Origin of the sequence: Vibrio sp. 10N.222.47.A9, assembly GCF_963872585.1 — a bacterium.
In the GTDB taxonomy this organism is placed as follows: Bacteria; Pseudomonadota; Gammaproteobacteria; order Enterobacterales; family Vibrionaceae; genus Vibrio; species Vibrio splendidus.
In genome coordinates, this window is the sequence record NZ_CAWNBB010000033.1 from 47,352 (window position 1) to 59,249 (window position 11,898).

The following is an 11,898-nucleotide window of genomic DNA, read 5'->3' on the forward strand; positions in this document are numbered from 1 at the left end:
ACTAACAAGTAAAAGATATTATATGGAGTGTGGATATTGTAGAGGTTTACAACTACATAAAGCGATGCCTTCGCTGTCTTTCTTTGATAAGAATGCTTCACCTAACAGAGGCCACTCAATACCAATATCTTTATCATTCCAGCAAATCGATACTTCTGCATTTGGATTGTAGTAATCCGTACACTTGTAAACAAACTCAGCTTCTTCACTGGTAACATAAAAACCATGCGCAAAGCCTTCAGGTACCCATAGCTGACGTTTATTTTCAGCCGATAAGTACTCCCCCACCCATTGACCAAAAGTCGGTGAGCCATCTCGAATATCCACGGCAACATCAAACACTTCGCCAGAAACAACACGAACTAACTTGCCCTGTGTGTTCTCAGTTTGGTAATGCAGGCCGCGTAAGATACCTTTCTTAGACTTAGAATGATTATCTTGTACAAAGCGTGTTGGCTTGCCTGTTACTAGCTCTTCAAATCGCTTTTGGTTCCAAGTTTCCATAAAAAAACCACGCTCATCACCAAAAACACTTGGCTCTATGATTTTTACATCAGGGATACGGGTATCAATTACTTTCATGTTTTATCCTGTATACGCTTGAATATTATTTAGTACGGCCTTCCAATCACTCGCTTCAACAGAAAACGCTTGTGTGATTTTATCAGTGCTTAACCGTGAATTGCTTGGACGTTTCGCTGGTGTTGGATATTGCTCGGTAGTAATACTGGATAAACTTGGTTTTTTAACCATAACGTTTTGCTTAACGGCTGAGTCAAATATAGCTTCTGCAAATTCAAACCAACTTACGTGTGGTAAGCCTGAAAAATGGTAAATACCAAACTCAACATTACCGCCTTGGGTTATGCACTTAGCCATTTGAATTAATGCTGTAGCAATATCGCCTGCGTAAGTTGGACCACCAAATTGATCACCAACAATGCTTAATGCATCGCGTGTTGCGCCTAGACGTAGCATGGTTTTGACAAAATTATTGCCGTTCTCACCAAACACCCAAGCAGTACGAAGAATAATGTGTTTATCACACGCGGCTGCTACAGCAAGCTCACCCGCTAATTTGCTTTCACCATAAACCCCTTGCGGATTGGTAGCATCCGTTTCCACATACTCACCCTCTTTGTTGCCTTCAAAGACATAATCGGTTGAGATATGCAGCATTGCAGCACCCACGCTTTGTGCCGCGAGCGCTAAGAATTTGGGTCCATCGCGATTTATCGCATAAGAAAGCCCAACTTCCTCTTCTGCTTTATCGACTGCAGTATGGGCGGCGGCATTGATGATGACCGTTGGCTGAAATTCAGCAACTGTCGCCTGTACTGCCTCTTGATTAGTGATATCAAGGTGCTCTTTATCCAAAGCACGAACTGTAATATTTTCGTTATTGGATAACTGTTGAATTAAACAGGAGCCCACTTGACCATAGCAACCCGTAATCAGTATTCGCATCACTTTATCGCCTTATTATTCTGAATTTCGTTCACTAAGCGCGTTAAATATTGGCCATATTCATTTTTCATCATTGGTTTGGCTAGAGTCAAAACTTGCTCATCACTCAACCAACCGTTACGCCACGCGATTTCTTCTAAACAAGCGACTTTCAAGCCCTGTACGTTCTCAATCGTTTGAACGAAAGAAGAGGCTTCATGAAGGCTTTCGTGAGTACCTGTGTCTAGCCACGCAAAGCCACGGCCTAATAACTCAACATTCAGAGAACCACCATTGAGGTACATTTCATTAAGTGTGGTAATTTCGAGTTCGCCACGGTGAGATGGTTTAACCTGTTTGGCCATTTCAACGACACGGTTGTCGTAAAAATACAACCCAGTTACGGCATAGTTAGATTTTGGTGCTTCCGGCTTTTCTTCAATTGAAACGGCTTTCATCTCTTCATCAAATTCCACCACACCAAAACGCTGTGGATCTTTGACTTGGTAACCAAACACGGTTGCGCCAGATTCTCTTGAAGCGGCACTTTGTAGTGTTTTAGAAAAAGATTGACCATAGAAAATGTTATCACCAAGCACTAAACAAACACTGTCGTCACCAATAAATTCTTCTCCGATAATAAAAGCTTGCGCTAAGCCATCCGGGCTTGGCTGAATCGCGTATTCAAGGTTAATACCGAAATCAGAACCATCACCGAGTAGGCGTTGAAAACCTGCATTGTCTTCCGGTGTGGTAATAATCAAAATGTCTTTTATGCCAGCGAGCATTAATGTCGAGATTGGGTAAAAAACCATAGGTTTGTCGTAAATAGGTAATAGTTGCTTTGATACTCCGCGAGTCAACGGGTATAAACGAGTGCCAGATCCTCCGGCTAGAACAATACCTTTCATTATTTATTTCCTTTTGATCCTGTTGCTTCTACACCCAAACGCTCACGTTGATAGCTACCATCTTGCACGTTTTGACACCATGTCGAGTTATCTAGATACCATTGCACTGTCTTGCGAAGACCCGTTTTAAATGTCTCTTCCGGCGTCCAGCCAAGTTCACGTTGCATTTTAGATGAATCAATAGCATATCGACGGTCGTGACCAGGGCGGTCTTGAACATAAGTAATTTGCTCTGCATACGCTGACTCTTTCGGCACTAACGTATCTAGGATTTCACAAATCGTGCTCACGACTTCGAGATTTTTCTTCTCGTTGTGTCCACCAATATTATAGGTCTCGCCTACCTTACCTTCAGTCACGACTTTGTAGAGTGCTCGAGCATGGTCTTCCACAAACAACCAATCACGAATCTGATCACCTTTACCGTAAATAGGTAAATCTTTGCCTTCTAGCGCATTAAGGATAACCAATGGAATCAGCTTCTCCGGAAAGTGATACGGGCCGTAGTTGTTTGAGCAGTTCGTTACCATAGTTGGAAGCCCGTAAGTGCGTAACCATGCACGAACTAAATGATCGGAGCTTGCTTTTGATGCAGAGTATGGGCTTGATGGCTCATACGAGGTTGTTTCTAAAAACATCGGCAGCTCTTCATTAGCTGAAGGCTCTGTCCCCGTTTCAAGATCATCGGGATGTGGAAGGTCGCCATAAACTTCATCAGTAGAGATATGATGAAAACGAAACTCTGACTTTGCACTTTCTTCAAGCGTATTCCAATACTCTCGAGTCGCTTCTAACAAGGTATAGGTGCCGACAATATTAGTTTCAATAAATGCCGCTGGGCCAGTGATTGAACGGTCAACATGCGACTCGGCTGCGAGGTGCATCACCGCATCCGGTTTATGCTCAACAAAAACACGATCAAGTTCTGAACGATTACAAATATCAACTTGCTCGAAGACATAATGCTCGTTCGAATCAACTTCAACAAGTGACTCTAAGTTTCCTGCATAAGTGAGCTTATCAACGTTGATTACGCTGTCAGATGTATTATTTATAATATGACGTATAACTGCTGAACCGATAAAACCAGCACCACCGGTGACTAATATCTTCACAAAAACTCCTAAAGTAAGCCTGGAAAATCAACTCCTAGCACGTAAGGCGCTTGCCATTAAGCATGCTACCGCCCATTGGTCATAAAGCGAAACCACACTACGCATTCAAAGTTAAAAATGTAAATTCACCTATTATCTATGCATGAGTGAATATAATCAAAAAAAAATCCAGTTATGTGCGTCAGTAAGCTAACTCTATGTACACCAAACCCAAAACCTCGCTATACTCCTGACCTATAGTTTTTCGCCCAATAACGAATAAGAGTTCAAGATATGCAAGAGTTAGTTCCATTTGTTCAAGAGAATATGATTTTAGCCATCGTATGGATCGGCTTGGTTGTTGCCATCATTGCGAACGTTATCAAGACATCAAACGCAGCCTACAAAGAGATCACGGCAGCGCAAACCACACACATGATTAACCGTGAAAACGGCATTGTGGTTGATATTCGTACTAAGGATGAGTTCAAAAAGGGCCATATTACGGACGCAGTTCACATTTTGCCGTCAGACATCAAAGCAAATAGCTTTGGTAGCCTTGAAAGCCACAAAGCAGACCCAATCATCGTAGTATGCAAGACAGGTCAAACCGCTCAAGAAAGCGCTAACCTACTGGTTAAAGCAGGTTTCGAAAACGTAAGCGTACTGAAAAGCGGCTTAGTGGCTTGGAGCGAAGCTAACCTTCCTTTAGTTAAAGGCAAGAAGTAGTTAAAGGTAAGAAATAGGTTAAAGGCAAGAAGCGGCTGACCGATAAACTAACTTTCAGGCTCTGTTCGATAAATATAATGAACAGAGTCTAATTTAAAATTTTTAAGGACAAGAAAATGGCTGAAGCAGCACAACAAGACGCACAACAAAACTTCGCAATCCAACGTATCTTCCTAAAAGACGTCTCTTTCGAAGCGCCAAACTCTCCAGACATGTTTCAAAAAGAGTGGAACCCAGATGTAAAACTGGACCTAGACACTCAAAGCCGTGAACTTGGCGAAGGCGTTTACGAAGTCATCCTACGTCTAACGGTTACGGTTAAGAACGCAGAAGACACTGCATTCCTTTGTGAAGTTCAACAAGGCGGTATCTTCTCTGCAAGCGAAATGGAAGCTGGCCAACTGGCTCATTGCCTAGGTGCATTCTGCCCGAACATCCTATTCCCATACGCTCGTGAAACGATTTCTAGCCTAGTGGTTAAAGGTACGTTCCCACAACTGAACCTAGCGCCAGTAAACTTTGATGCTTTGTTCATGAACTACCTACAAAACCAAGCTCAACAAGCTGAACAAACTGAAGGCGAGCAAGCTTAAGTTTTCAAATAGAGCTTAGGTTTTCAAATAGAGCTTAAGCTTTCAAGTAGAGCTTAAGTTTCGAAATAGAACTACTCTGACTAATGCTCAAATCGCTTATTTTTAAGAAGCTGGGCTTTTATTAGATAGCTAGTTTTCGTTAAATAGTTAGCTTTTAAATGCACATCGTAGCTTCTGCGATGTGCATTTTTTATTTACACTGTACTTTGATAGAGAGATTTTTCTTCTTAGTAAAGAGTTTCTCCCGAACTCCTCGATTTCCCTCATTATTTTTAGGTGGAAGCATGACAAAAACAACTCGCCCGACTCACGCGAAAGCCGCTTACGGTAAAGATAGCGCTTACGGTAAAGACAGCGCTTACGGTAAAGACATCGCTATGACAGTGATAGGCGCAGGTTCTTATGGGACATCTTTAGCGATCTCTCTAGCGCGTAACGGTGCCAATGTTGTTCTTTGGGGACATGACCCTGTTCATATGGCTCGCCTTGAATCTGAGCGTGCGAACAACGAGTTTCTACCAAATATAGAATTCCCAGAAAGTTTGATCATTGAATCTGACTTAGAAAAAGCAATAACTTCAAGCCGAGACCTTTTGCTTGTTGTCCCGAGCCACGTATTCGGCGTCGTGCTTAACAGCATTAAACCTTACTTAGCCTCAGACTCTCGCATCTGTTGGGCGACCAAAGGCTTAGAGCCTGAAACCGGTCGTTTACTTAAAGATGTCGCGCATGATGTGCTTGGTGATGGCTACTCACTAGCTGTTCTATCAGGACCTACCTTTGCCAAAGAGTTAGCGATGGGCATGCCAACGGCTATCTCTGTAGCTTCACCTGATGAAGTTTTCCTAGAAGAGCTTCAAGAAAAAATTCACTGCGGTAAAACATTCCGCGTGTACGCAAACTCCGATTTCATTGGTATGCAGCTTGGCGGCGCAGTGAAGAATGTTATCGCAATTGGCGCAGGCATGTCGGATGGTATTGGCTTTGGTGCTAATGCACGTACCGCACTCATCACTCGCGGCTTGGCTGAAATGAGCCGATTAGGTGCTGCTCTTGGCGCGCAACCAGAAACCTTCATGGGTATGGCTGGATTAGGCGACCTAGTACTAACGTGTACTGATAACCAATCACGTAACCGTCGCTTTGGTTTGGCGCTTGGCGCAGGCAAAGATGTAGATACCGCACAAGAAGAAATTGGCCAAGTCGTTGAAGGTTATCGCAACACCAAAGAAGTTTGGTTATTATCAGAACGCATGGGCGTTGAGATGCCAATTGTTGAACAAATTTATCAAGTGTTGTATCAAGGGAAAGATGCACACTTAGCAGCACAAGATCTACTTGCACGAGACAAGAAGTCAGAAAGATAGTAAGAGCAGATACGGGATTCGAGTAAACGAGATACGAAAAGAGTAAAAGCGGATACGAGATTCGGGTAAACGAGATGCGAAAAGAGTAAGAGCAGATTGAGCGCTTAAAGAAGGCTGCTTTTCGTTATCCGCATCTCGCGACTCTAATCTGTTCTTTACATCTCGCTCTTCGTATCTCGGTTACTCGCATCAGCTCTTATCGCTCTTCGAATCTAGCATCTGCCCCTTAAAAATAATGGATGGTAAAATGAAACACTGTGAACAACAAAAAGTTTGGCAATGCATTGTGAAGGAAGCTCGACAGCAGTCGGAGCAAGAACCTATGCTTGCGAGTTTTTATCATGCCACGATCATCAACCATGAAAGTTTAGGCGCAGCCCTTAGCTACATCCTAGCAAACAAGCTAAAAACAGCTTCAATGCCTGCAATGGCGGTGCGTGAAGTGGTTGAACAAGCATTTAAACAGGACCAATCTATTATTGATGCGGCAGCTTGTGATATTTGCGCGACAGTAAATCGAGATCCTGCGGTCGAGATGTACTCGATGCCTCTGCTTTATCTGAAAGGCTACCATGCTCTACAAGGCTACCGAGTGGCTAACTGGCTATGGAAACAAGGTCGCATTGCGCTTGCCACTTACTTACAAAACCAAATTTCGGTTGCTTGCCAAGTGGATATTCACCCAGCAGCTCGTATCGGCAAAGCTATCATGCTCGACCACGCGACAGGCATTGTAATTGGTGAAACAGCCGTCGTTGAAAATGATGTATCGATTCTTCAAGACGTGACCCTTGGTGGTACAGGTAAAGAAGGTGGCGATCGTCACCCTAAAATCCGCGAAGGCGTAATGATTGGTGCCGGCGCTAAAATACTCGGCAACATTGAAGTGGGTGAAGGGGCGAAGATTGGTTCTTGCTCTGTGGTTCTACAAGCCGTACCACCTCATACAACAGTCGCTGGGGTTCCTGCAAAAATTGTCGGTAAACCGAAAACAGACAAACCCTCTTTGGATATGGACCAAGGGTTCAACGGTCGCTCTCAGAACTTCATCCATGGTGATGGGATTTAAGAGCAAATTCGAGATGCGAAGAGCTTAAAAGCAGATGCGGGATTCGATTCAGCGAAATTCGAAAAATCAAGAGCAGATGAATACAACTAAATGACGATAATGATGAAACAAATTCGAGCCATTAGCCGGACTCTTATGATATCTGCCAGCCTTTGCGCTGCTCTGTTATCTACATCGTCATTTGCCGCCTCTCAGGGGGAACTGAAAGGCGTATCGAGCGAAATATCTCGCCAACAAAAAAACCTTTCCTCACAGCAGAAAAAACTCGATAGCCTACAGGCAAACCTCAAGAAACAAGAGCTGTCGATTGTGTCGCTTGAAAAGGCGATTCTAGACAGTAAAAAGCAACTCAATACGGCCAATGCAAATCTTGCCAACTTAGACACCAAGATTAAAGCGCTTACGGCTCAGAAAAAAATCCATACCGACAAGTTAGAACAACTGATTCAAACTTACTACATGACAAGTCGAGCTAAAGCGTCTTCTCACATCCTCAACACTGGTGTGGAAGAAGATCGTATCAGTCACTACTACCAACACCTTGCCAAAGCGCGTTCCGCAACAATCAAAACGATTGAACAGACGCAACTTGAATTAGAAGAAAGCCATAAACAGCGTCAACTTGAGCAAGAACAGATAGCAACACTGCTAAAACAGCAAACCACCAAGCGCGACAAGCTATCTAAGACTCAAACTCAGCGTAAGAAAACCGTTGGCAGTATTAAAAAGAACATTTCGGGTGATAAGAATTACTTGGCGGAGCTTCAGCGCAATGAAACTCGCCTAAAAGCTGAAATAGCGAAAGCGGAAAAAGCTGCTCGCGAGAGACGTAATGCAATCCCTATGGATGGGTTAGCCAAACGTAAAGGCAAACTGCCTTGGCCAATCAAAGACAAAGTTCTGCATAACTACGGCTCACGCCAAACGGGTCAAATAAACTGGAAAGGCATGGTGATCAAAGCTAAGTACGGTCAGCAAGTTAAGTCTGTTTATTCAGGCACGGTGGTTTTTGCTGAGTACTTACGCGGTTATGGTTTAGTAGTACTGCTTGATCACGGTAAAGGCGATATGACGCTCTATGGCTTTAACCAAGCACTACTGAAGAAAGAAGGTGACAAGGTTAAAGCGGGTGAAGCGATTGCACTTGCTGGTGACACTGGCGGCCAAACGCGCCCATCTCTGTATTTTGAGATTCGCAGAAACAGCCAAGCTCAGAATCCAAAGAGTTGGTTAGTTAGGTAAGAGCAGATACAGGATTCGAGTAATCGAGATGTGAAGAGCGGAAAATCTCTGAATTTATATTTATCAGGCTTCGTCATTCCAGAATTGAGGAACGAAATATCTGGAATCTCGCTACTACATTGTTAGCCTCGAGGATAAAGAGATATTCCCTATCACGCTCGTACCTCGCTGTAGGGAATGACTTCGCGGTTCATATCCCACCCCTCAAACCTGCTCTTCCCCGTTCTTCGTATCTCGAATCTCGGTTACTCGCATCTTTCTACTTGGAGTTCAAAGCCCTTACACCATCTTCCAACAATGTCAGCTGTTCAAAACCTTGGGCAGTCGCAATCGGCTTAACGGTGGCGATCATCTGCAACATTCCTTGATGTACCACTTGCTCGGTAATTTGGGCTTTTGGAGACATCGCAGATTGATAAGCTAACCAACCTGATGCGATCAAGTGAAGAGAAGTGACCATCGACTTCATTTCCGTATCCGTTGCTTTGAGCAAGTTCAACTCAACGAAGGCTCTCATAATATCCACAAGATTCGTTTGCAGCTTTTCTTGTACGGCCATGTAATCAAGGTGGAGTTTTTCATCACGTGACAATATTTCAGGTAGGTTCGCATAGAAGAATCGGTACTTCCACATCAACGTGAAGATAGAATCTAAGTAGCGTTTTAGTAGCGTCAGGCTTTCTTGTTGGCCTTGAATCGGCGTGAACCTTTCAAGTAACTCTGTTGAATAGAGCGTAAAGATGTCACGTACAATTTCTTGTTTGTTACGGAAGTGGTAGTAGAGGTTACCAGGGCTAATCTCGATATGCTCAGCAATATGATTGGTCGTAATACTGCGCTCACCGTGCTCATTAAAAAGCTCTAGAGCAGCGTAAACAATCTTGTCACGTGTTTTCATTAGTTATTAGTATCCCTATCCGTTTAGTGGTTCAGTATATCGCCACTAAGCGGATAGATCGAGCTGATAACATCTGGTCGAATTAGCAAGCGCTAAAATTCACCTTCAATCCATAATACCTTTGATCAATCACAGCTGTAATTAATCGCTGCTGGAATCAATCACTGCCAAAGAGGTCTCGTGTGTACACCTTATCTGCAACGTCTGCGATTTCATCGACCATTCTATTGGATACAATCACATCTGATACGGCTTTGAACTCTTCTAGGTTAGAATAAACCTTCGAGTTAAAGAAATGCTCTTCTTCCAACACAGGTTCGAACACGACCACTTCAATACCTTTAGCTTTCAAACGCTTCATGATGCCTTGAATCGACGACGCACGGAAGTTGTCCGAGCCGGCCTTCATGATCAAGCGATAGATACCTACAATTTTAGGCGAGCGCCTAATAATGGACTCCGCAATAAAGTCTTTACGAGTGCGGTTAGCGTCAACAATAGCGCCCACAATGTTGTTAGGCACATCTTGGTAATTCGCCAACAACTGCTTGGTGTCTTTCGGTAAGCAGTAACCACCGTAACCAAATGAAGGGTTGTTGTAATGATTGCCAATTCGAGGATCTAAGCCAACACCTTCGATAATCTGACGAGAATCCAAGCCATGCGCTTCAGCGTAAGAATCAAGCTCGTTAAAATACGAAACACGCATCGCGAGGTAGGTATTTGAGAAGAGCTTGACTGCTTCCGCTTCTGTAGAGTTAGTAAACAGTACGTCGATATTCTCTTTTTCTGCGCCTTCAACAAGAAGGTTTGCAAATACTTTAGCTCGCTCAGAACACTCACCAACGATAATGCGTGATGGGTGTAGGTTATCGTACAGGGCTTTGCCTTCACGTAAAAATTCTGGTGAGAACATAATGTTGTCACAACCTAAATCTTCTTTAATCTGCGCAGTGTAACCGACAGGGACTGTTGATTTTATGACCATCACAGCACCTGGGTTTATGCTCATAACATCTTTAATAACAGACTCAACAGAGGATGTATTAAAATAGTTACTTTTGGGGTCATAATCGGTAGGCGTTGCTATGATAACAAATTCAGCATTTTTATATGCTGCCTTGTCTGTTGTTGCTCTAAAGTTCAGCTGTTTATTCGATAAAAAATGTTCGATTTCGCCATCAACAATCGGTGATTGCTTCTTATTAAGCATAGTCACTTTTTCTTCAATGATATCGACAGCTACCACTTCGTGGTTTTGTGCTAATAACATCGCATTTGATAAGCCGACATATCCTGTCCCAGCTACTGCAATTTTCATACTAATACCTATAGCTTTGAGTTATTTACTCAATTTAATTCATAATTTAGCTGGTCATATCATACTCTGGTTGGAGAATTATTCCACTAGCCCGCCTTATCCATTCCTTGCTATACTCACCAAAGTTTTATATTCAAAAGAGTAGGGAAAATATGATTATCGTAACTGGTGGTGCTGGCATGATCGGCAGCAATATTGTGAAAGCACTCAATGACGCAGGCCACAACGATATTCTAGTTGTCGACAACCTCAAGAACGGTAAAAAGTTCAAGAACCTTGTAGACCTAGACATCACTGACTACATGGATCGCGACGACTTCCTAACTCAAGTTATGGCTGGCGATGATTTCGGCCCTATTGAAGCTATTTTCCATGAAGGTGCTTGTTCGGCAACGACCGAGTGGGATGGTAAATACATGATGCTCAACAACTATGAGTACTCAAAAGAGTTACTGCATTACTGTGTTGAGCGTGAAATCCCCTTCCTATATGCCTCTTCAGCTGCAACTTACGGTGAGACAGAGACTTTCATCGAAGAAAAAGAGTATGAAGGCGCATTAAATGTCTACGGTTACTCTAAACAACAATTTGATAACTACGTTCGTCGCCTAGCCGCGGATGCTGTTGCGCATAATGAGACGTTACCTCAAATTACTGGTTTCCGTTACTTCAATGTTTACGGTCCCCGCGAAGATCACAAAGGCAGCATGGCCTCTGTTGCTTTCCACCTAAACAACCAAATGAACGCCGGTGAGAATCCTAAACTGTTCGCAGGTAGCGAAACATTCCAGCGTGATTTTGTGTATGTCGGTGATGTGGCAGCAGTAAACCTGTGGTTTTTAGAAAATGGTGTTTCTGGCATATTTAACTTAGGCACCGGCAATGCTGAGTCTTTTGACGAAGTTGCCAAAGCGGTAATTAAACACCACGGTAAAGGTGAAATCGAAACGATTCCTTTCCCTGAACATTTAAAAGGCGCTTACCAAGAGTTTACTCAAGCTGACCTTACGAAACTTCGAGCAGCAGGCTGTGACATTGCATTTAAAACGGTAGCGCAAGGCGTTGCCCAATACATGCAAATTATAAACAAGTAGCATCACGTGTAAACTTAGGGGGTAAAATACTCCCCCTACACCTCTTAGCTTCTAAATCCAGCGACAAAAAAGTAAATTTGTGCTGTGCGCAAATACTCTATATACCCTCGAATACAATAAAAAAGTAAAGTGAT

The 11,898-nt window shown here is 43.2% G+C and carries 12 protein-coding genes; 6 read left to right on the forward strand and 6 right to left on the reverse strand.

Features of this window, described 5'->3' with window-relative positions; all coding sequences use genetic code 11:
- Positions 1–18 precede the first annotated feature (18 nt).
- From rfbC to rfbB, 4 genes are read right to left on the reverse strand one after another with little or no spacing between them, the layout of a single operon-like run.
- Positions 19–582, reverse strand: coding sequence for a dTDP-4-dehydrorhamnose 3,5-epimerase (gene rfbC / locus AACT19_RS09680; RefSeq protein WP_076646094.1), 564 nt, complete (start codon positions 580–582; stop codon positions 19–21).
- 3 nt (positions 583–585) lie between these two features.
- Entirely contained in the window at positions 586–1,467 is an 882-nt protein-coding gene (rfbD, locus tag AACT19_RS09685; RefSeq protein ID WP_076646095.1) for a dTDP-4-dehydrorhamnose reductase, read from the reverse strand.
- Positions 1,467–2,357, reverse strand: coding sequence for a glucose-1-phosphate thymidylyltransferase RfbA (gene rfbA, locus AACT19_RS09690; RefSeq protein ID WP_017093642.1), 891 nt, complete (start codon positions 2,355–2,357; stop codon positions 1,467–1,469). Before rfbA ends, rfbD begins: the two co-directional genes overlap by 1 nt.
- On the reverse strand, positions 2,357–3,472 hold the full coding sequence (gene rfbB, locus AACT19_RS09695; protein WP_004733238.1) for a dTDP-glucose 4,6-dehydratase: 1,116 nt from the start codon (positions 3,470–3,472) through the stop codon (positions 2,357–2,359). The genes rfbA and rfbB overlap by 1 nt, the downstream gene beginning before the upstream one ends.
- A 273-nt stretch (positions 3,473–3,745) precedes the next feature.
- On the opposite strand from rfbB, the gene AACT19_RS09700 reads away from it, so the two are divergent.
- From AACT19_RS09700 to AACT19_RS09720, 5 genes are all read left to right on the forward strand, one after another.
- Complete coding sequence (locus AACT19_RS09700; RefSeq protein ID WP_012603060.1) at positions 3,746–4,180, forward strand: rhodanese-like domain-containing protein; 435 nt, start codon at positions 3,746–3,748, stop codon at positions 4,178–4,180.
- Positions 4,181–4,296: 116 nt separating this feature from the next.
- A complete protein-coding gene (gene secB, locus AACT19_RS09705; RefSeq protein WP_004733234.1) occupies positions 4,297–4,773 on the forward strand; it encodes a protein-export chaperone SecB in 477 nt (158 codons plus the stop codon).
- Between the two features lie 284 nt (positions 4,774–5,057).
- Positions 5,058–6,140: an NAD(P)H-dependent glycerol-3-phosphate dehydrogenase gene (gene gpsA, locus AACT19_RS09710; RefSeq protein WP_076646096.1), complete on the forward strand. Its 1,083-nt coding sequence runs from the start codon at positions 5,058–5,060 to the stop codon at positions 6,138–6,140.
- 247 nt (positions 6,141–6,387) lie between these two features.
- The gene (gene cysE, locus AACT19_RS09715) at positions 6,388–7,209 is read left to right on the forward strand and encodes a serine O-acetyltransferase (RefSeq protein ID WP_009847961.1); all 822 of its coding nucleotides are present in this window, start codon (positions 6,388–6,390) and stop codon (positions 7,207–7,209) included.
- A 90-nt stretch (positions 7,210–7,299) separates the two neighbouring features.
- Positions 7,300–8,451, forward strand: coding sequence for a murein hydrolase activator EnvC family protein (locus tag AACT19_RS09720; protein WP_076646097.1), 1,152 nt, complete (start codon positions 7,300–7,302; stop codon positions 8,449–8,451).
- A 259-nt stretch (positions 8,452–8,710) separates the two neighbouring features.
- On the opposite strand, the gene AACT19_RS09725 is transcribed toward AACT19_RS09720, so the two are convergent.
- Together AACT19_RS09725 and AACT19_RS09730 are read right to left on the reverse strand one after the other, a co-directional pair.
- Complete coding sequence (locus tag AACT19_RS09725) at positions 8,711–9,349, reverse strand: TetR/AcrR family transcriptional regulator (protein ID WP_004733226.1); 639 nt, start codon at positions 9,347–9,349, stop codon at positions 8,711–8,713.
- 157 nt (positions 9,350–9,506) lie between these two features.
- The gene (locus AACT19_RS09730; protein WP_076646098.1) at positions 9,507–10,670 is read right to left on the reverse strand and encodes a nucleotide sugar dehydrogenase; all 1,164 of its coding nucleotides are present in this window, start codon (positions 10,668–10,670) and stop codon (positions 9,507–9,509) included.
- 152 nt (positions 10,671–10,822) lie between these two features.
- Between AACT19_RS09730 and rfaD the strand changes: the two genes are divergently transcribed.
- On the forward strand, positions 10,823–11,764 hold the full coding sequence (gene rfaD, locus AACT19_RS09735; RefSeq protein WP_004733223.1) for an ADP-glyceromanno-heptose 6-epimerase: 942 nt from the start codon (positions 10,823–10,825) through the stop codon (positions 11,762–11,764).
- The last annotated feature ends 134 nt before the right edge of the window (positions 11,765–11,898 follow it).